At 66.7% G+C, this 18,678-nt stretch carries 18 protein-coding genes and 1 pseudogene; 2 read left to right on the top strand and 17 right to left on the bottom strand.

Going from position 1 to position 18,678, the window contains the following annotated elements; genetic code table 11:
• Positions 1-27: 27 nt before the first annotated feature.
• The 15 genes from ACOCMM_RS10000 to ACOCMM_RS09930 form a co-directional block, all read right to left on the bottom strand.
• Positions 28-1,017 carry an LLM class flavin-dependent oxidoreductase gene (locus tag ACOCMM_RS10000; RefSeq protein ID WP_419553007.1) on the bottom strand — a complete coding sequence of 330 codons (990 nt, stop codon included), beginning with the start codon at positions 1,015-1,017 and terminating at the stop codon, positions 28-30.
• Positions 1,014-2,606 (bottom strand): hydantoinase/oxoprolinase N-terminal domain-containing protein, encoded by a 1,593-nt coding sequence (locus ACOCMM_RS09995; RefSeq protein WP_419554860.1) that lies wholly within the window; start codon positions 2,604-2,606, stop codon positions 1,014-1,016. The genes ACOCMM_RS10000 and ACOCMM_RS09995 overlap by 4 nt, the downstream gene beginning before the upstream one ends.
• 29 nt (positions 2,607-2,635) lie before the next feature.
• Positions 2,636-4,942, bottom strand: coding sequence for a xanthine dehydrogenase family protein molybdopterin-binding subunit (locus ACOCMM_RS09990; protein WP_419553006.1), 2,307 nt, complete (start codon positions 4,940-4,942; stop codon positions 2,636-2,638).
• On the bottom strand, positions 4,939-5,433 hold the full coding sequence (locus ACOCMM_RS09985) for a (2Fe-2S)-binding protein (RefSeq protein WP_419553005.1): 495 nt from the start codon (positions 5,431-5,433) through the stop codon (positions 4,939-4,941). Before ACOCMM_RS09985 ends, ACOCMM_RS09990 begins: the two co-directional genes overlap by 4 nt.
• Positions 5,430-6,296: an FAD binding domain-containing protein gene (locus ACOCMM_RS09980; protein ID WP_419553004.1), complete on the bottom strand. Its 867-nt coding sequence runs from the start codon at positions 6,294-6,296 to the stop codon at positions 5,430-5,432. The genes ACOCMM_RS09985 and ACOCMM_RS09980 overlap by 4 nt, the downstream gene beginning before the upstream one ends.
• Positions 6,297-6,311: 15 nt before the next feature.
• Positions 6,312-6,620 carry a type II toxin-antitoxin system PemK/MazF family toxin gene (locus tag ACOCMM_RS09975; RefSeq protein WP_419553003.1) on the bottom strand — a complete coding sequence of 103 codons (309 nt, stop codon included), beginning with the start codon at positions 6,618-6,620 and terminating at the stop codon, positions 6,312-6,314.
• The gene (locus ACOCMM_RS09970; RefSeq protein ID WP_419553002.1) at positions 6,617-6,826 is read right to left on the bottom strand and encodes a type II toxin-antitoxin system CcdA family antitoxin; all 210 of its coding nucleotides are present in this window, start codon (positions 6,824-6,826) and stop codon (positions 6,617-6,619) included. Before ACOCMM_RS09970 ends, ACOCMM_RS09975 begins: the two co-directional genes overlap by 4 nt.
• A 207-nt stretch (positions 6,827-7,033) precedes the next feature.
• The gene (locus ACOCMM_RS09965; protein WP_419553001.1) at positions 7,034-8,011 is read right to left on the bottom strand and encodes a 4Fe-4S dicluster domain-containing protein; all 978 of its coding nucleotides are present in this window, start codon (positions 8,009-8,011) and stop codon (positions 7,034-7,036) included.
• Between the two features lie 96 nt (positions 8,012-8,107).
• Entirely contained in the window at positions 8,108-8,863 is a 756-nt protein-coding gene (locus ACOCMM_RS09960; protein WP_419553000.1) for a hypothetical protein, read from the bottom strand.
• 177 nt (positions 8,864-9,040) lie between these two features.
• Positions 9,041-9,724, bottom strand: a complete 684-nt coding sequence (locus tag ACOCMM_RS09955) for a VOC family protein (RefSeq protein ID WP_419552999.1) — start codon at positions 9,722-9,724, stop codon at positions 9,041-9,043.
• A 105-nt stretch (positions 9,725-9,829) separates the two neighbouring features.
• Positions 9,830-10,300, bottom strand: coding sequence for a nuclear transport factor 2 family protein (locus tag ACOCMM_RS09950; protein WP_419552998.1), 471 nt, complete (start codon positions 10,298-10,300; stop codon positions 9,830-9,832).
• Between the two features lie 183 nt (positions 10,301-10,483).
• Positions 10,484-10,906: a type II toxin-antitoxin system VapC family toxin gene (locus ACOCMM_RS09945; protein ID WP_419552997.1), complete on the bottom strand. Its 423-nt coding sequence runs from the start codon at positions 10,904-10,906 to the stop codon at positions 10,484-10,486.
• On the bottom strand, positions 10,903-11,160 hold the full coding sequence (locus ACOCMM_RS09940) for a type II toxin-antitoxin system Phd/YefM family antitoxin (RefSeq protein WP_419552996.1): 258 nt from the start codon (positions 11,158-11,160) through the stop codon (positions 10,903-10,905). The genes ACOCMM_RS09945 and ACOCMM_RS09940 overlap by 4 nt, the downstream gene beginning before the upstream one ends.
• A 109-nt stretch (positions 11,161-11,269) precedes the next feature.
• A complete protein-coding gene (locus ACOCMM_RS09935) occupies positions 11,270-12,280 on the bottom strand; it encodes an LLM class flavin-dependent oxidoreductase (protein ID WP_419552995.1) in 1,011 nt (336 codons plus the stop codon).
• A gap of 116 nt (positions 12,281-12,396) precedes the next feature.
• Positions 12,397-13,605, bottom strand: coding sequence for an NAD(P)/FAD-dependent oxidoreductase (locus ACOCMM_RS09930; protein ID WP_419552994.1), 1,209 nt, complete (start codon positions 13,603-13,605; stop codon positions 12,397-12,399).
• Between the two features lie 122 nt (positions 13,606-13,727).
• Here ACOCMM_RS09930 and ACOCMM_RS09925 point away from each other — a divergent pair, with 122 nt between their 5' ends.
• Positions 13,728-14,498: a glucose 1-dehydrogenase gene (locus tag ACOCMM_RS09925; protein WP_419552993.1), complete on the top strand. Its 771-nt coding sequence runs from the start codon at positions 13,728-13,730 to the stop codon at positions 14,496-14,498.
• A 122-nt stretch (positions 14,499-14,620) separates the two neighbouring features.
• Complete coding sequence (locus ACOCMM_RS09920) at positions 14,621-16,966, top strand: CoA transferase (protein WP_419552992.1); 2,346 nt, start codon at positions 14,621-14,623, stop codon at positions 16,964-16,966.
• A gap of 67 nt (positions 16,967-17,033) precedes the next feature.
• Here the strand turns inward: ACOCMM_RS09920 and ACOCMM_RS09915 are convergent, their stop codons facing one another.
• Positions 17,034-17,945: a haloalkane dehalogenase gene (locus ACOCMM_RS09915; RefSeq protein WP_419552991.1), complete on the bottom strand. Its 912-nt coding sequence runs from the start codon at positions 17,943-17,945 to the stop codon at positions 17,034-17,036.
• Positions 17,946-17,949: 4 nt separating this feature from the next.
• Positions 17,950-18,539, bottom strand: a pseudogene (locus tag ACOCMM_RS09910) (MBL fold metallo-hydrolase).
• Positions 18,540-18,678 lie beyond the last annotated feature (139 nt).

Raw genomic sequence — 18,678 nt, 5'->3', positions numbered from 1 at the left:
GCTGGAAGCGAATTCCCGGCAGCAAATTCAGGTGCGGGGCAGTACCTCGTTGGCGGTGAGGTTGATGATCTCCGCCAGGCGGTCGGTGGCAAGCGGGAACAGCGCCACCGAGTCGGCACCTCCCGCCCACAGCGCCTGAAGCTTGGCGGCGCACTCGGCCGGTGTGCCGGCCACGGTCAAGTCGGCAACCCACTGATCGGGCATGCCATCTCGCACTGCCTTGTAGCCGCCCTGTTCGATGAGGACCTGCAGCTCGTCGGAGATCCCGTACACGTCGGTGAGGGCATTGGGTCCGTGCTGGCGGTAGAAGGCGAGCGAGGCCCGGGCGGAATCTCGTGCTGCTTGGCCGTCTTCGTCCACGGCATACAGCGCGAACACCGTGATCGGGTGGGAGTCGGTACGGCCTGCGAGCTCGCGACCCTCGTCGATACGTTCGGTCGCCCATTCCAGGTACCGCAGGCTCGAGCAGACCGACAGCACAGTGCCATCGGCGATCTCGCCGCTCAAGCGGAGCATGTTCGGGCCGGATACGCCGAGTCGCACGGGCATCGGCGGGCCCGATTCGGCATAGGTGAGCTTGATGTTGTTGAACTCGAAGACTTCGCCCCGATGATCGAGCGTCTCGCCAGCAAGCAGGGCCTTGACCGCCGTCACGCATTCCCGCACTGCTGTCAACGGCGACCGGGGATGCAGGCCCATCTGGCGAACCCACACCGGAACACCCAGTCCCACGCCTGCCACCAGCCGCTGCGGGGATGAGCGGCTCAGCGTTGCCAGCTCCATTGCCAGCACCGATGGGTGGCGTGCCACCGCCGACACGACACCGAGGCCCACCGTGATCTCATTCGTGGCACCGAGCACTACCGAAGCACCTGAGATGCCCCCGGTGAAGAAGTAGTCCTCGGCCAGCCAGATCTCGTCGAAGCCGCTCGACTCGGCCTGCGCTGCTGCAGCTGCGATGGCCTCGGGTGCTATCGCGCTGCCCAGGATGAGCCCGATCGATCCCTGGTTGCTCATGTACCCGTCTCCCGATTCGACATGCCGTTCGTGGCTGCGGTCAAGAGATCTCCGACCGCTTTCACGCGGATCCGAATCGCGTGCGACGGCAGGTACGTGAGCGGGATCTCGTCCACGTCGGTGATTTCGATCGTGGCCGGGTCGGCGCCTGTGTCGACCGCACGCTGTGCGGTGACCGACCGGGCTTCGGCCATCGCCTCGTCGCGGGTCATGGCCGCCATCGAATAGACCCGGTCGGTCTCTGCGCCGACTTGGGCGATGGCTGCGCCGATCGCGCTGGCGACCGAGAAGTGGTCCGGCCGGATCGTGTCCGATGCACCGGCCAAACCGTCGCGCACCAGCACTCCCCCACCACCGACCACCACAACGGGCACCGGGTCGGCCGAGGTCTTCATCTGCTCGACCGCAGTGGCCAGCATGTCCTGCATGCGTTCGACCGCACCGCTCACGACCTCAGCATCGAGAGCCCCCACCGAGGAGGGATCGCCGATATCAGCCATGCCGGCGGCAGTTGCGATGTCAGTGGCAGTCAACTCCTCGCCGCCGAACACCAACGCCCGCTCAGTGAGCTCATAGCCGACGCTGTCGGGACCAACTGTCACACCGTCGTCCTGGCCGTTGCCTGGCCGCACCAGGCTCCCTCCGCCCAGTCCCAGCGATAACACATCGGGCATCCGGAAGTTCGTGCGCACCCCCGCCACCGAGACGGCTGTCGAAGCCTCACGCGGGAAGCCGTGTACCAGCACGCCGACGTCGGATGTGGTGCCCCCCACGTCCACGACGACACCCTCGCGGATGCCGCTCAGGAAGGCCGCCCCGCGCATCGAGTTCGTCGGGCCCGACGCAAATGTGGCCACGGGGTATCGCCGGGCGAAGTCGACGCTCATCAGCGTGCCGTCGTTCTGGCTGACGTGCAGCGGGCAGTCGAGGCCGAGCTGGACCAGCGCCGCGGTCAGCCCCGCCACGGTGCGTTCGGCCAGCGGGCGCAGGCACGCATTCACGATCGCTGCGTTTTCGCGTTCGAGCAGTCCGAGCCGTCCAATCTCGCTCGACAGGCTGATGTCGAGCCCCGGCACCTCGTCGAGCAGGACCTCTTGGGCTTCGGCTTCGAAACTGGCGTCGACCGGCGAGAAGACCGACGCCAGCGCCACCGATCCCACGCCCTTCGAGGCGATGTCTCGCGCCGCGGTGCGCAGCTCTTCGTGGTCGATCGGGCTGATCAGGCGGCCGTCAAACTCGTGGCCGCCATGGCAGAGATAGACGTGGTCGCCCAGCACGGCACGCAGCCGATCTGGCCAGTCGATGAAGGGCGGCAATCCCTTGGTGGCGGGCAGCCCAAGGCGCACCACCGCCGTTGGCACGAGCCGGCGTCCCTCCACCAGTGCGTTCGTGAAGTGCGTCGTGCCGATCATCACGGCGCCGATGGTGTCCGGAGACAGGCCATGGGAACCGAGCAGTGTCTGGACAGCCGTCACGATGCCGTCGGTGACCTCGGGTGTCGTCGTTGCCTTGGCCCAGCCCACCACGTCATTGCCCGACATGGCGACGGCATCAGTGTTGGTGCCGCCGACGTCGACGCCGATCCGCAAGGTTCCTGACGGCGGAGCCGGTGACACGCTCACCGTGACCGCTCCAAGGCATCGAGCACGGCCTCCGGGGTGATGGGCAGCGTGTCGATCGGTGCGCCGATGGCGTCGGCGACGGCATTGGCGACAGCAGCCGCCACCGGGACCACGGGCGGCTCGGCTGCACCCTTCGCGCCGTAGGGGCCAGCAGGGTCTGCGTGTTCCATCACGACCATCTCCACCTTCGGGACATCTGCGGCCAGCGGCAGGCCATGTTCCTTGAACGTGCGTTGGACGTAACGGCCGTGATCGAGATCGACACGCTCGCTCAGCGCAAAGCCCAAGCCCTGAGCGACGCCGCCTTGGATCTGGCCCGCTATGGCGTCAGGGTGAATGGCCCGCCCGACCTCCTGGCACACCACGTAGCGATCCACCGTGACTCGCCCGGTGACCGGGTCGACGCTGACCTCGGCCTGATGCAGGTGATAGGTGGGCGTCGGCCACCCCTTGATCAGCATGCCGGTCGCGCACATGGGGTCATGCGGCGGCGTTGGAGTGGCATACGAAGCGCCTGCCGCTATCGGTCCCTGCGTCCATGTGGCTGCCTGGGCGACCTGGCCGAGTGTGAGGCTCGCGGCAGGAACACCGGCGACCGTCACGACACCATCTGTGATCACCAGGTCCTCGGGAGCCGCTTCGAGCATCTGCGACGCCCGGTCAAGCACCTGGCCGCGAACGTCCGCGGAGGCGTCGGCGATAGCGCGGCCGACCACGTGGGTGGTGCGACTGCCCTGGGATCCGGCGTCGTAGCCCGTGGCGTCGGTGTCGGGCATCGTGACCAGCACCTGATCGGCTGCCAGTCCCAATGACTCGGCTGCGATTTGCCGCAGCGCAGTCGCGACTGCCCCCGAGCCGTTCTCGGTCGCCGAGGTGATGACCGTGGCGGTGCCGTCCTCATTCAGCTTCACCGTGGCGTGGCCTGGCATCGGATTGGTCAGCCAGATCGCTGCCGCCATACCGACGCCGCGCAGCTCGCCGCCCCCAGCCTGCTCCGGCCCTGCATCTCGCGACACGACGTCGCGCCAGGGCGCCAGTTCGTCGACTCGTTCGAAGGCCTCGTGCAGTATCGACACCTGTTCAAGCGGCTGCCCATTGCGCATCAAGTGGCCGTCCTGCGCCAGCGACGAGAGCCGGAACTCCCGGCGGTCAAGGCCGAGTGCATCCGCAATGGCGTCCATGTGGCGTTCGTTTGCGAACACCAGCCAGGGTCCGTTCACGCCCCGGTATGCGCCGGTGGGAGAGGTGTTCGTGTACACGTTTCGGGTCCGGATTCGGGCAGTGCCCACTCGGTAAATCGAGCCGAAGACGAACATCGGGATGGCCGACAGCGCTGGGCCGTTGTTGGCGTATGCGCCGCTGTCGGACACGGTTTCGACCTCTGTGGCCAGGATCGTGCCGTCACGCCGCACCGCGGAGCGCACCGATACCAGCGCGTTGGCTCGGCAGGGCGCCACCAGACGCTCTTCGAGCGCGCTGTGCTGCATGCGGACGGGGCGGCGGTAGCGCTGGGCCAGCAGCGCCGCGAACGCTTCGAGGCCGACATCGAGCTTGGCGCCGAAACCGCCCCCGATGTGATGACCGACCACTCGCACGGCCGAGGGCGTCACGCCCAGCATCTGGGCGACTCGGTCTCGCAGCCGGAACGGGTACTGGTGCGAGACCTCGATGGTGTAGCGACCCGACTCGTAGGTCGCGAGCGCCATCTTGGGCTCCAGATGCGCCTGGTATTGCCGGGGCGTGCGGTAGGTGCCCTCTACCACCAGGTCTGCTTTCGCGAACGCCGCATCAAGATCGCCGGGGTGATGGACCACTTCGGCCACCACGTTGCCGTCGCGTCCGACGTCGGCGCCGCCGGCGACGGCGAAGCGATTCCAGCCGGGATGGACCAGGCGCGCGCCTGGCGCAAGGGCCTGTTCGGGCGTAGAAATCGGTTCGATCGGCTCGATGTCGGCAGCCACGGCGCTCGCGCCGGCCTCGGCTGCGCTTCGGTTGTCCGCGACCACGATTGCAATCGGCTCTCCCTCGTAAGCCACGTAGTCGGCAGCCAGGAAGGGAGCATCGGACACGATCACGCCAGTGCGCCAATCCGGCACGTCCGCCGAGGTCAGCACATCGAGCACACCGTCGATCTCCAGCGCCGGGCGTGCGTCTATGGCACTGATCTGGCCGGCGGCCACGGGCGATCGAACCAGCGAAGCCCACAGCATCCCCGGCCGCACGAGGTCGGCACCGAAGACAGCTTCGCCACGCAGCTTCGCGTCGGCGTCGCTGCGGGGCGGGCTGACGCCGAGCGCGCTCACGATGACACCGCCGTCGCAGCATCGAGCGCTGCCTCCACGATCTGCTGGTAGCCCGTGCAGCGGCAGATATTGCCCGCCAGTGCCCGGCGAACCTCATCCTCGGTGGGTTGGGGCACCTCGGCGAGCAGGGCCGTGAGGACGATCAGCACCCCGGGCGTGCAGTAACCGCACTGCACTGCCGCGTGGCTCACGAATGCCTGCTGCAGCGACGTCAGTTCGCCCGCCCCGGCAAGTCCTTCAACTGTGTGAACGGTGCGTCCGTGGGTCGAGCCAGCGGCCAATATGCACGACGCTGCCGGACCGCCGTCCACGAGCACCGTGCAGGCGCCGCACTCGCCCTCGACACAGGCTTCCTTCGAACCGGTGAGCCCGAAACGATCTCGAAGCGTGCCGAGCAATGTCTCGCCCGCACCGACTTCAAGCAGGTGCGCTCGGCCGTTCACCGTGAGCCGGATGGCGACGGGCTGCTCAGACGGACCGGCGGCCGTCATTCCCCCGCTCCGAGGATCTCGTCGACGCAGTGCTGTGCGAGACGGTTCAGCAGACCGGGGAGCACACGTCGCCGGTACTGGGCAATCTCGGTTCGCTCCGGTGCAGCCGCGTGGGCCAGCTCTTCGCCAGCCTCGTCGAGAGCGACCGGGCCACCGTCGATCTGTGTGCCCAGCATGGCCGTCTCCGCCGCCCGCGCCCGATGCGGAGACTGACTGCCCCCGCACACCGCGACCCTGGCATCGCTCACCGTGCCGTTCGGCGCTGCCGACAGCCGCAGCGCCAAGCCCACGACAGCGCGATCCATGGCACTGCGACGACCCACCTTCAAGTAACCCTCAGCGCAGCGCTCGCCGAGCGGTTCAATCTCGACGGAACGCAACAACTCGGTGGGCCGCAGAACCGTGCCGCCGGTTCCATCGAGAAACTCTTCGAGCCCAAGGCGTCGGCGCCCCGACTTGGACACCAACGCCAGCTGGGCATCGGAGATCAGCAGGGCGGGCAGCGTGTCGGCGGTCGGTGCGGCGCCGCACACATTGCCGCCCAGCGTGGCCACCGTCTGGGTCTGCCAAGCGCCCACGGCAGCGGCGGCCTGGGCCAGCGCCGGATGCTCCAGCGCAATGAGCGAAGAGGTGGCGAGCCTGCGCAATGTGACCAGTGACCCGATGCTCGTCACACCGCCGACCTCGGACATGCCGCGCAACCCATCGATGCCACCGATGTCGATCAAGGCCGCCGGTGCCCGTTCGCCGCGCAGGTACTGCGGCATCACGTCGGTCCCGCCCGCCAGGACACAGCCCTCGTTGCCCCACCGGCTCAGCTCGTCAACCGCCTCTGCGACGCTGCTGACCCTGCAGAACCTCATCGTCGCCTGCGTCTCTCAGCAACTCAATGCGTAAGCGATTGTCCGACAGACAGACCCCATGGTCGTTTCCCCCAGTTCGCCGACGCACTCGCCCAGCGAGGCGCGCCGAACGGTATGCAAGCCATCGCAATTGATGACGGATTCAGACGGAAGGTTGACCTCGGTGGCGTCGAGCGGAACCTCAACAGCGAGCCCACGAATCGCCGTGGTTATCTCGGCAACCGTCACCAGCTCACGCACATCGATGACTTCTGAACGCGTCAAGACGAGCACCGGTCGCCTCTTGCTGCCAGCATGAGCCCACCTCACCTCGCCTCTGTTCATTCGTTGCCCCACGCCTCGGCATCGTCCCAGAAATCATCGGGTTCTTCCGGGAAACGCTCGTACGCAGCTCGGTCGGACGCACCGAGGGCTCGTCTCACGGCGACCCCCACGCCTTCTCGCGCCGCTGCAGAAATGTTGATGCCCAGTTGGTGAGCCTGCTCGACCAGTTCCCGGTCCAACGTGAACGTCGTTCTCGTGGTCGCCATCACTCAGTTATAGCACTAGATGCTAGTAATCTCATGCAGCATTTCGCGCGAGTGACACCGCCGGTGGCATGCACAAGCCCCAGGTACAGCTCAGTCTCGTCCGGAATCTCCACAGCGCTGAGCGGCCCGAAGTATGCGGGGTCGTCGCGTTGCTTGGGCACCGGCAGGTGGACCCAGTCGACCCGTCGAACCGCTGGGCTGGACTGCTCAGCGCTCCACACGCTCCCGTGCGGCCTCGGGTGTCTCGGCTTCCTGCGAAGCGGCAATGCCGGCCTCACGATCGAGCGGGAACGTTGCCATGCCGTCGGGTCCGGGCGGCGCCATCTCGGGCGGGAACATCGCGAACCCCGACTCGTCCCGTGGCTTGCGGTCGAGGTTGAGGCCCCGGGTGTTCGCACCCTTGGGCGGCTCGACGGGCACATTCTCGAGCACCTCGATGTCCACCCACCATTTCTTGGCCTGGTTGATCTCGCCCCGGCCGAGCTTGTCGTCGAGCCGGGCGATCCACGCCCGGGCGAACGGCAGCTTCATGGCCGCCCACTGGAACGGGCGCTCGGCCAGCACGCCCTCGACGTTGTAGGGGCACGTCTTCATGCAGCGCCCGCACACCGAGCCGCGCATGTTGGTGATGCGGTAGCGGGCGCAGCGGTCCACGTCGGGCTTCCACATCTCGTAGCCGTTGAACATCACCTTGTCGCCGAAGCGGATGGCCCCGACCGGGCACTCGCGGGCGCATTTGGTGCACTTGGTGCAGAAGTCCTGCAGCCCGAAGTCGATCGGGCGGTCGGATGTCAGCGGCATGTCGGTGGTGACCGCACCGGACTTGAAACGGGGCCCGACGAAGGGATTCAGCACCAGCTCGCCGATGCGCGACAACTCACCGATGCCCGCCGACAGCAGCAACGGGATGTGGTTGATCTCGTCGTCGGCGGCCGTGTGGGCTTGTGCTGCGTAGCCGAGCCGGCGGATCTGCGCCGCAATGGAGTTGGCGATGATCGATGCCCGCAGGTAGGCCCGCATTGACTGGGCGCCGCTGATCCAGTCGTCGCCCGAGGCGCCTTCCATGGTCTCGAAGCCCTGGTCGAGCACGAACACGATCGCGTTGCGGTGCTTGGCTTCGACCGGCGAGCCGTCGGGGCGATGCGAGTACCAGGCGTACTCGGGTGCCTCGCACACGCCGGTCATGTCGGCGCCGATGAAGTGACCCAGCGCCTTGATCGCATCAGCGTTCGCATCGGCGTCATCGGCGCCGGGACCGATCTCGGGTGCCGGCTCGCCGCGCTACAGCGGGACCAGTCGCCGCAGCATCTCCTGGGAGGCGATGCCATGGGGCGCCTTTCGGATGAACCTGGCGACCTCCTTGCGGGGCCGCGGCCCCAAGTCGCCAGCCCCGGCCCGCACGAAGAAGTTGTGCCGTGCCGCAGGCCGCTTGACCTCGTCAGGAATGACGAGCGTGGTCGGCTCGTCGACGCGCCTCACCTTCTCCATCGGGTAGCGGCCGAGGTGCCACGGCCGGTTGCGCCCGTCGAGTCGGCTCCATCCCGGCCGCGTTCCGCCCCAGCCCAGCCAATGCTTGATGGCGATGCCGAGGTTCTGCACCATGTTGCGGGGAGCGAGCGGTCCGTCCGGGCTCAACTCAAGGCTGGTGGTGACCACTGCGACCGCGTACCCGCGCCGCAGGAACGGATGGCTCAGCCCGCTCCGCCCGGCTTCGAGCACTCCTGCTTCGACAGCTGCCCGGTGACGGTCGACATCGGAGGCCGCCGTTGTATGGGCGGTGGCGGAGTACCCCAAGGTGCCCAGATAGCGGGTGATCACGGTTGCGATCTCGGTCGCTCGCAGGTCGGCGTTGTCCTGCTCGGAACCGCTGATCCACCCGTACCCCGGCTCGTCGGGACGGATCGGCCGTCCGTGCCCGACGACGATCGCGATGGCGTTGCGGTGGCCGTCGATGGGCTCGTCAGCCCAGCACGCCGCCGACGTCTCGCAGATGCCGGCAAGGTCGGCGCGGCGGCTGCGGCAGTTGCCTCGTTCCATCGAGTGCTCCGGGTGCGAGTCGTGGCAGCAGCTCGGTGGGCAGCGGGCCGGCTGCCGCCGGACGCTTTCGATGTGAGAAGAGACGCATGGGACTCCGTTCGCGTACGTGTCAGCCGCGACCGCAGCCGAGCGTCAGGCCCGTCCTGGTACCGATCCTGAGCGGGCTGATCGGACCGCTCAGTCCACCGCGACTGGCGGCGTGGTCTCGCTCATCCGGTCCCACACCACTTGGTCCGGCAGGCTCATCACCGTGTCGTAGTGTTCGGTGGGCATCAGCCGTGGCCTGCCCGTGGTGGACGAGGGCTGCGGGACCGGCTTGCCGGGACGGGTGTATTCCGCCGGGTACTTCAACGCCTCGAGCTCAGCATCGGAGATCTCGCAGAGCCCTTGGACCTCAGGATCCACCCATTGCTCGACGGGAATGGCCGACCCGCAGGCCACCTCCAGCGCCAAGCCCTCGGGCCCGGCGAAGTAGATCGACTGGATGAAGCCGTGGTCGATCGGCCCGAAGACCTGCACGCCCCGGTCGCGGATGCGGTCCCGCAGCGCCATCAATTCTTCGAAGGTGTCGACGTTGAAGGCCACGTGCTGCATCGTGCCCGCCGTGACCGGCTCGCCGGGGCCGCCCGCATGCGTGACGCCCAGCTCGATGTCCTTGGCGTTGTCAGGGTGCTGGACGAACGCCACGTAGCTGTCAGGCGCCAGCTCCACAAAGCCGTGGTAGGTGCCGTCCACGCCGTGCATCCAGTACAAGGCCTTCAGCGGCAGCCCAAGCACGTCGCACCAGAATTCCAGCTGGCCCTTCATGTCGCGAGTGGACAGAGCGAGATGGTTCACGCCGTTGGGATGCAGTGCGGTCATGTGAGCAGCCCCTCCTGCTGTGTGTTCAGCGGTCCCGCAGGTGCGAAACACCGCGGCAGGCATAGCGCGGCAGGAAACCCCGGGCCCTTGCCTGCACCGTTGACTTTAGGCTTCGGCCTCGGCCTGCTCTGCGAGCGTCGCCTTGAGCCGCTCATAGTTCTCCATCATCTCGATGAACCGAGTCGGGTTGTAGATGTCTTCCTCGTAGCTCCACAGGCCGTCTCCCGCGTACTTGAGCAGCGTGAAGTTGTGCTCCCGGAGGATCGAACCGTCGCCGGGATCGGCCATGAGATTCCAGATCTGGCACACGACCCAGCCCCGCTCGGGATCGATGATGTACCACTCGATGGGGAACTGGATCATCTCGGAGCCGGGCCACTCGCTCATCGTCGATTGGATCCAGCTGTAGATGGCCTCGCGCCCGACCATCGTGCCGAAGAAATGCTCGACGTACGTGGCGTCGGGAGTGAACTGGTCGGCCCACTCGCGCCATTCGCCTGACGCCGCCGCCCGCCGGCCCAACTCCTGGTAGCGGGCGAACGCCTCCTCGATCTCAGCTCGGCTCCAGCGGCTCACGGTTGATGCTCCTGGGTGTCTGGTCTGCCGAAGCCGGAGCGTAAACGCCGTGGCCGCGACCCACTCGCTCGCCGCAACAGATCCGCTTCCTGGCGACAACCTTGGCTCAAGTTCAGAGATGCAAGAGGTCCGCTCTGACCGAGGGAGGATGCGGACCGCTTCGCGTGGCGTGCTTCATTCCAATCATCGCGCCAGCGCCACTGCCAGTCCCGTGCGGGCCACAGCATCAAGAAGCCGCTGATCGCCGCTGACGAAGACAGTGTCGCCGTCGCCGATCATCTCGGCCGCTGCGAGGTGAACGGCGTCGTAGCCGCGGAGCTGGTGTACCTCAGCCATCTCTCCCGCCGCACGGGCAAGACTCTCGGTGATCTCGACGCAGTCGAGCTGATCAACGAGCACGTCAAGCTGCTCCACAGCAGCCGTCAACTGGCGCCGGGAGAGCCGTCCCATCCGTTGTGCCCTAGCGAGTGCCGCTCGAGCCTCCGGGTACAAGATGCGCACACTGACGGCTCTGGTCGCCTCATTCCAGAATTCCAAGCAGATTGCCGACACCGGCTCGTCGATCACCAGCGGTATGAACGCAGAGGTGTCGAAGTAGGCGATCACCTTCGCTGGACAGCCACGAGGTCACTGACAGGCGCTGTGCCTGCAACCGCAGCTGCCTCCAGCCGCTGCCTGGCGACGGCTGCTGGCGTCACCACTCCCTCGGCGATCAGGCGGTCGATGGGACGGGGTCGGTCAAGCGGGATCAGGCGGGCGAACGCCTTGCCGTGGTCAGTGACCACGATCTCCTCTCCGGAGCGGACCGCCGCCAAATACTTGCTGAGATGGTTGCGCAGTTCACGTATGCCCGTTTCCATGAACCAATTGTAGTGCTCTTCTCTTGGATTTTGTCGCCATATTGCGCTCTGTCGGCCGTACGAGGACGCCGCCTTGAAGAACAGTGCCTCGCCTCGCTGGAGAACGATCTCAGGATGTTGCCAGTGGGGCAATCACGTGCTCGGCGAACAGGTCGAACGAGCGGTCCACTTCGTAGGCGGATAGATCGCCCCAGGCGAACACGCCCACGAAGTAGTCGGTGCCAGCCTCCTCGGCGAATCGTTCGCAATGCTCACGGATGGTCTGGGGCGAGCCGACGACGACGGCCTCGAAGTGCTTGGCCTTGTCGTAATCGCCGCCAAGCGTGGGGTCATTCGGCGGGATCATCTCGTAGCGGCGGAACAGCCGGGTGAGGTGCTCGGTGAATGCAACCCACGTCCTGCGCCCGATCTCATCGGCTTGGGCATCGGTAGGAGCCACAACCAGTCGGCGGAGCCCCCCGATCATCGGCGGGTGGTGCCTGCCGACGCCGTCATCGCCCAGGAGCTCGTGGTAACGGGCCGTGCTCGCGGCCACGGCAGCGAGCGGCCCAGCAGCCATCGTGCGCACGCGCATTTCGGCGGCTGTCTCAAGCTGGCCCGGGCGCCACAGCGGCGGGTAGGGCTTCTGGTATGGCTCGAAGGTGATCGGCATATCGGCGAACGAATGGAACTGCCCTTCGAAGCTGAAGTTCCCTGTCGTCTGCATGGCAGCCAGGATCAGATCCAGCGACTCGTCGGTCTTGGCGATGGCATCGTCAGGGTCGAGGCCCCACAGCAGGTGCTCGGGCACGCTGATGCCTTTGCCGAAGCCGATCTCAAGGCGGCCTTCGGAAAGCTGGTCGAGCATGCACAGCTCTTCGGCGAGCCGGATCGGGTGGTAGAAGGGCAACAGGTGCACCAGCGAGCAGATGCGGATGCGGCTGGTGCGCTCAATCGCGGCGGCCAGGAAGACATTGATGCTGGGCGCGGCGTCAAGCGGGATCAGGTGGTGCTCGGACTTGTGCCACCCCCACACCCCGGCCTCCTCGGCCCTCACCAGCAGGTCAAGCCGGTGCCGGTAGAGCTCGTGCGGGGGCACGTCGCCAGGTTGCTCCAGCTGGTCGAAGATGCCGAACCGCATGAGCGGCGAGAGTACTTGTGCGCCGGCCCGTCGGCCGCAGCGGACGCGAGATTCAGCGAGGTCACAGAGCTCATGGCCGCACGCCGCACCGTCGGCCGGGGTGGCCCGGAGCTAGGTCAGATGATGGCGCTCTCGACGAACGGACGGTTCTCGACGATGCGCTGATACCCGAGCGGCGTGAGGTCCAGCGTCCGGTACTCGCCATAGGCGATCCATTCAGAGACGGCACGGCCGATCGCCGGGGATTGCTGCATGCCGTGACCGGAGAAGCCGTTGGCGAAGATGAAGTTGCCGATCTCGTGGTGGGGTCCGACCACGACGTTGTGATCGAGCGTGTTGTAGGCGTAGTGGCCAGCCCATTGGCTGGTGATCTTGAGGCGTTCGAACGCCGGGACCCGGTGGACCAGCACCGGCCATACCTTGTCTTCGAAGATGTCGTGGTCCATGGAGAAGTCCTCGTAGTCGACTACTGGATCGACATCGGGTGTGCAACCGCACATGTACGCGTCGCCGTCGCTGCGCATGTGAATGCCGGTTGGGTCGATGGTGAGCGGCAGGGAGCCGTCGAGCGGCTCAGCAGCCTCGAAGACGAACGTGTAGCGCTTGCGCGGCTCGACCGGCAGCGTTGCGCCTGCCATCGCGGCCACCTCGACCGCACGCGGGCCCGCTGCGTTGACCAGCGTCCCGCACTTGACGGTCTCACCTGAACTCAGCACCGCGGCGTTGACCTGGCCCTGCCCGATGACCACGTCAGCGACCTCGCCAGTCACGTACTCGACGCCGTTCTGGCGGGCCTTGCGGCGCCACCAGTCGAACATCGTGCCCGAGTCGAAATAGCCCTCGTCGATCAGGTTGTGGCTGCCGCAGACGATGTCATCGACGTTGTAGAAGGGGTAGTCGGCCTTGATCTCGGCGGGACTCATAATCCGGGTGCCGGCACCGAGTCCGGACTGGATGGCCTGGTTGCGACGCAGGATGGCCGCGAACTCTTCGTCGCTCGCGAGGTACATGTAGCCGAAGTGATGCACGAACAGGTCGGGGACTTCGGGGTCGCCGCCGAGATGCTCCCGGAAGTTCCGCACGAAATCGGCGCCGAAGCGCGAGATCTGCACGTTCAGCGGGTTGGAGAACTGCTGGCGCATGCAGCTGTTGGTGAGCGATGTCGAGGCCTGCGAGTAGGTCGGATCACGCTCGACCACCAGCACGCTGCCGTCAAAGTCATCGTTGGCCGACAGCGCCCAGGCAATGGACGAGCCAATGACGGCACCGCCGACGATCACGACGTCGTAGGCGTCCCGCAAGGGCGCATCGTGGGCAGTTGGCATTCGTTACGGTCCTGTGGTGAGCGGGGACGAATCGGCGCTGTCAGATGATGGCAGCACGGGACACCCGCGCGACATCACCGGACACTGCTGCGGGGCACTTGGGGACGATCGGGGGCTGGCACATGAGATTGCAAGGCAGGGTGGCGCTGATCACCGGAACCGGCAGCGGGATCGGGCGTGCCACGGCCCTGCGCTTCGCCGCTGAAGGAGCGCGCATCGTTGGCGTCGACATTGCCCCTTCGAACGAAGAGACGGTGGACGCGGTCCGCGCGGCGGGCGGTGAGGCAATCGCGGTACGTGCTGATGTCGCTGTCGAATCGGACGTGGCAGCTGCGTTCGGACGCGCCGAAGCCGAATACGGCGGGATCGACGTGGCGTTCAACAACGCCGGGATCATGCTCGATGCCGACACCGACGCCATCGCGACCGCCGACGAGACCATCGACCGAACCTTCGACGTCAACGTGAAGGGCGTGCTGTACGGCTGCAGGTACGCCGTCGAGGCGATGCGGCGACGCGGCGGCGGCTCCATCATCAACACCGCTTCATTTGTTGCGTCGGTCGGCGCAGCGACCCCACAGATCGCCTACACGGCATCCAAAGGCGCTGTGCTGTCGCTGACCCGGGAGCTCGCCGTGGTGCATGCCCGCGAGAACATCCGCGTCAATGCGCTGTCGCCGGGACCGCTGCGCACCGAGATGCTCATGTCGTTCCTCGACACACCCGAGAAGCGTCACCGGCGGCTAGTCCATGTGCCGATGGGCCGCTTCGGCGAGGCCGATGAGATGGCGTCCGCGGCGCTGTTCCTGGCGTCCGACGACTCTTCCTACATGACCGGCGCGAACCTGCAGGTCGACGGCGGCCTGACCGCCGCCTACGTCACCCCGGAATAGTGCCCCTGACGGTTGAGGCGCCATTCGCCTCTTTCGGACAGTTCAGCTAGCAGCACTAGTGTCCGGGCGCAGGAGCGGCGGGAGCCGACGACTGCCGCACGATCGAGGCCTTGGGGGGCGAGATGCTGGGTCCGTATCGCGTGCTGGATCTCACCGACGAGCGCTGCTGGTTCGCCGGCAACCTGCTGGCCCAGCTCGGCGCCGATGTGGTGCTGGTGGAACCCCCGGGCGGATGGCCACGCGGCTACGCCCACGATGCGTACAACCGTGGCAAACGCTCTGTTGTCGCCGCCACCGCCAACGAGGTGGCAGCGCTGACGGCCGGGGCCGATGTCGTGCTGCACAACGACGCCACGCCCTTCGAGCTCGACCTCGCTGCCCTGCGAGACGCCAACGACCAACTCGTCACAGTCCGCATCACCCCATGGGGCGAGACCGGGCCGAAAGCCGACTGGAAGGCAACGGACCTGACCCTGTTCGCATCCAGCGGCCAACTCGCGGTGACCGGCGACAGCGACCGTCCCCCGGTGCGCATCAGCATCCCGCAGGCATGGCTCCACGCCGGCGCCCAGGCAGCGGTCGCCGCGCTGGTGGCACTCGAGCACCGGGCCCGCTCGAGGCACGGCCAGCACGTCGATCTGTCCACGCAGCAGGCAGTCTGCGAGACGGCCCTGTCCGCGATCTACTACGCCCCCGCCGGCCTGGAAGAGGTGCAGCGGGAGGCAGGCGGAGTCCGCTTCGGCTCGCTCATGCTCCGCACGATCTATGCGTGCAAGGACGGCTACGTCATCGTCACCGTCGCCTTCGGTCCGATGATCGGGCCGATGGTGAGGCGATTCCTGACGTGGATGAACGAAGAGGGCTACTGCGACGATGAGACTCTCAACAAGGACTGGGTGGACTTCGCGCTGCACCTGCAGTCCGGTGAGGAAACCGTGGACGTCATCGAGGGATTGATGGACGACATCGCCCGCTTCTGCATGACCAAGACGAAGGCCGAGATGATCGAGCGAGGCCTGCGCGACTCGCTGCTCATCTGTCCGGTCAACACCCTGCAGGACGTGCTCGACAGCCCCCAGCTCGGCGCTCGCGACTTCTGGGACGAAGTCGGCGGCACCAAGCTTCCGGGGCGTTTCGTGCTGGCAGGCCGCACCCCGCTGTCGCCCCTCGGTCCGGCGCCCGAGGCGGGCGCACACACCACCGAAGTACTGGCCGGCCCCAGTGCGGGTCTGCCGTCAGTGACGGAGCCCCTGCCCACCGGTGCCCGCTCGGACAAGCCGCTCGCCGGCCTGAAGGTCGCGGACCTGGCTTGGGTTGCCGCCGCTCCTCTGGCAACGAAGATCCTGGCGCATTGGGGTGCCACCGTCGTGCGGGTCGAGACGCAGAACCGGCCGTGCCTGCTGCGTGGCGCCCTCGGCCATCGTGACGATGTGCCTGATCAGGAGAACGCCATCGCCTGGCACTCCACGAACGCCAATAAGATGACGATCTCGCTCGATCTGTCCAAGCCCGAAGCTCGCGACGTCGTCCGCGACCTCGTCGCATGGGCCGACGTGGTCGTCGAGTCGTTCACACCCGGCACGATGGCCGCCTGGGGACTCGGCTACGACGACCTGCGCGAGATCAACTCCGACCTGGTCATGGTGTCGAGCTGCGTGATGGGCCAGAGCGGCCCGCACCGGGACTTCGCCGGCTTCGGCAACATGGCCGCTTCGGTAGCTGGCTTCTTCGACATCACCGGCTGGGCAGACCGCGGGCCCGCCGGGCCGTACCTGGCCTACACGGACTACTGCTCGCCCAGGTTCACCGTGTGCGCGCTGCTTGCCGCGCTGGACCACCGCCGACGCACCGGTGAAGGCCTGCATCTGGACTTCTCCCAGATGGAGGCAGCCGTGCACATGCTGGCACCCGCCATCGCCGAGATGCAGGTCACCGGTGTGCGGCGCACCCGCCGGGGCAATGAGGACGACCACATGGTTCCCCACGGCGTGTACCCGGCTGCCGGCGACGACGAATGGATTGCCGTCGCAGTCGAGAACGACGAGCAGTGGCGGTCGTTGGCGATCGAGATGCGACGGGAGGATCTCGCCGATCTTGACGTGCCTGCCCGCCGGGCCCGCCAGGACGAGCTCGACGAGATCGTCACCGCCTTCACCGCACGGCAGAACGGACCCGGCCTCATGCATCGCCTGCAGGCGCACGGCGTCCCCGCCCACTACGTCCAGAACTCGGGCGCCTGCATCGACGATCCTCAACTCGCCCATCGCGGCCATTTCCAATGGGCGCCGCATTCCTACGCCCGCCGCACCATCGTCGATGCGGTGCCCTACACGCTGTCGGCAGCGCACAACGGATTCGACTGGGCCGGCCCCACCTACGGCGAGCACGCCATAGAGATCCTCGGCGACCTGCTCGGCTACGACACCGATCGCATCGCCGACCTGGCCGCCGCCGAGGCGCTTGCCTAGTTCAACCGACCGGCGGCTGCGCTGGGCGCCGCGCGCCACGCTCGCGACGTCGCGGCGAACCGGGGTTTCAGCTTGTAGATGCGATGAAATCGGCCAGCACAGCGGCCAGCTCGGGGCCGCTGTCTTCCTGGACGAAATGCGCGGCGCCCTCGAGAGTTGTGTGGGCTTGACCCTGTGCGCCGGGTATCCGAGCCCGGAACGGCTTGTCAGCACCTTGAGTGACCGGGTCACTGTCGCTGAAACAGCAGAGGAACGGCTTCGTGAACTGCTCAAGCAGGCCCCAGGCCTCACGGTTGGCAGGAGCCTCGGGATCGTCGGGCGAAGTGCAGACGAAGGACGGCCAGATGCGTGCGCCAGCCTTGTAGGAATCGTCAGGGAACGGCGCGTTGTACGCGTCGACCTCCTCCGCAGAAAGGTCGGTCAGGCAGCCGCCGTTCACGATGTCACCGATCGGGAAGACGGGCGATTCCTGGGAGTACTTCTGCCACGCCATGAACGCATCGCTGGGCCTGCGGTCCCCTGTGGGCAGCCCGGTGTTGGAGATCGCCACACGAGCGAAGCGATCGGTCTGGGCCGTCACGAGACGCAGGCCGATCAGACCGCCCCAGTCCTGGCCGAAGAACGTGATGTCACCCAGATCGAGGCAGTCGAACACAAGGCTCGACATCCAGTCGACGTGACGGGCGTAGCTGTAGTCGGTCATCTCGGCCGGCTTGTCACTGCGCCCGAAGCCAACCTGGTCGGGGACGATCACCCGATGGCCTGCATCGACGAGCGGCTGAATCATGTGCCGGTACAGATACGCCCACGAGGGCTCGCCGTGCAGCAAGAGCACTGGCGCGGCGCTAGCTGGCCCTTCGTCCAGGTAGTGCACCCGCAGCGTGCCGCCGACACCGTCGGGGACTTCGGCGTAATGCGGTTCGAAGTCGAAGTCGGGAAGACCCTCGAATCGTTCGTCGGGTGTGCGCAAGGTGTGCATGAGCTCAGTCTCCGTTGTCGGTTTCGGATGGGACTTCGACACGATGCAGGTCGTCGCCGACCTCGATCACGCCGTCGAAGTGGGCTGCCGCCATGTCGTGCCATTCAGCTCCGCCGCCGGGCGGGAACGGCGGCAGGAAATGCGTGAGGATGAGGGTGCCCACGCCCGCTCGCTGGGCGGTCTGGGCCGCCTCGGCTGGCGATGAGTGGTACCCGAGGGTGTCCTTGATCCGCTGGAACGGCAGCTGAGCGATGACGTTCTTGTTGATCACCGTGTGCACGAGCGCATCGGCACCGTCGCACAGGCGATCCAGCCCATCACACGGCACCGTGTCACCTGCGGCTCGAACGTCATCACCCACCGGGTCGTGATGATGTCGTTGAGGTCAGTGATGTGGTCGCTGTGCAAGTGTGTCAGCAGCACCGCACACAGGTTCGGCGCGCCCACACCGGCGGCTGCCATCCGCATCAGCACGCCGCGCCCGGCGTCCACCAGGTAGTGCTCGTCGCCCGCCGAGACCAGCGTCGACGGACCAGCCCGGTTTGGATCGGGCAACGGACTGCCCGTACCCAGCAAAGTGACAGCGAGGCTCATGCGGCGATCCGATCGTGAACTTCGAAGCCTCGGCCCGCGAGCACCCCATGTCCCGACGCGTCGTCCTCGGCGCGCCAGAAGCTAGTGGTGAAGCCATGTATTGCGTGTCTGTTGCTGCACACTGTCACATGGTCCAATT

This window comes from Candidatus Poriferisodalis sp. (assembly GCF_965198245.1).
GTDB lineage: Bacteria > Actinomycetota > Acidimicrobiia > Acidimicrobiales > Poriferisodalaceae > Poriferisodalis.
Note: the sequence above shows the minus strand (reverse complement) of the source record. Positions and strands in the feature narration are given on the sequence as shown.

Excerpts from the sequence above, each read along its gene's own strand:
- ACOCMM_RS10000 (WP_419553007.1), bottom strand. The coding sequence starts at position 1,017 with ATGAGCAACCAGGGATCGATCGGGCTCATCCTGGGCAGCGCGATAGCA.
- ACOCMM_RS09985 (WP_419553005.1), bottom strand. The coding sequence starts at position 5,433 with ATGACGGCCGCCGGTCCGTCTGAGCAGCCCGTCGCCATCCGGCTCACG.
- ACOCMM_RS09980 (WP_419553004.1), bottom strand. The coding sequence starts at position 6,296 with ATGAGGTTCTGCAGGGTCAGCAGCGTCGCAGAGGCGGTTGACGAGCTG.
- ACOCMM_RS09975 (WP_419553003.1), bottom strand. The coding sequence starts at position 6,620 with ATGAACAGAGGCGAGGTGAGGTGGGCTCATGCTGGCAGCAAGAGGCGA.
- ACOCMM_RS09970 (WP_419553002.1), bottom strand. The coding sequence starts at position 6,826 with ATGGCGACCACGAGAACGACGTTCACGTTGGACCGGGAACTGGTCGAG.
- ACOCMM_RS09965 (WP_419553001.1), bottom strand. The coding sequence starts at position 8,011 with ATGACCGGCGTGTGCGAGGCACCCGAGTACGCCTGGTACTCGCATCGC.
- ACOCMM_RS09960 (WP_419553000.1), bottom strand. The coding sequence starts at position 8,863 with ATGGAACGAGGCAACTGCCGCAGCCGCCGCGCCGACCTTGCCGGCATC.
- ACOCMM_RS09955 (WP_419552999.1), bottom strand. The coding sequence starts at position 9,724 with ATGACCGCACTGCATCCCAACGGCGTGAACCATCTCGCTCTGTCCACT.
- ACOCMM_RS09940 (WP_419552996.1), bottom strand. The coding sequence starts at position 11,160 with ATGGAAACGGGCATACGTGAACTGCGCAACCATCTCAGCAAGTATTTG.
- ACOCMM_RS09935 (WP_419552995.1), bottom strand. The coding sequence starts at position 12,280 with ATGCGGTTCGGCATCTTCGACCAGCTGGAGCAACCTGGCGACGTGCCC.
- ACOCMM_RS09930 (WP_419552994.1), bottom strand. The coding sequence starts at position 13,605 with ATGCCAACTGCCCACGATGCGCCCTTGCGGGACGCCTACGACGTCGTG.
- ACOCMM_RS09925 (WP_419552993.1), top strand. The coding sequence starts at position 13,728 with ATGAGATTGCAAGGCAGGGTGGCGCTGATCACCGGAACCGGCAGCGGG.
- ACOCMM_RS09920 (WP_419552992.1), top strand. The coding sequence starts at position 14,621 with ATGCTGGGTCCGTATCGCGTGCTGGATCTCACCGACGAGCGCTGCTGG.
- ACOCMM_RS09915 (WP_419552991.1), bottom strand. The coding sequence starts at position 17,945 with ATGCACACCTTGCGCACACCCGACGAACGATTCGAGGGTCTTCCCGAC.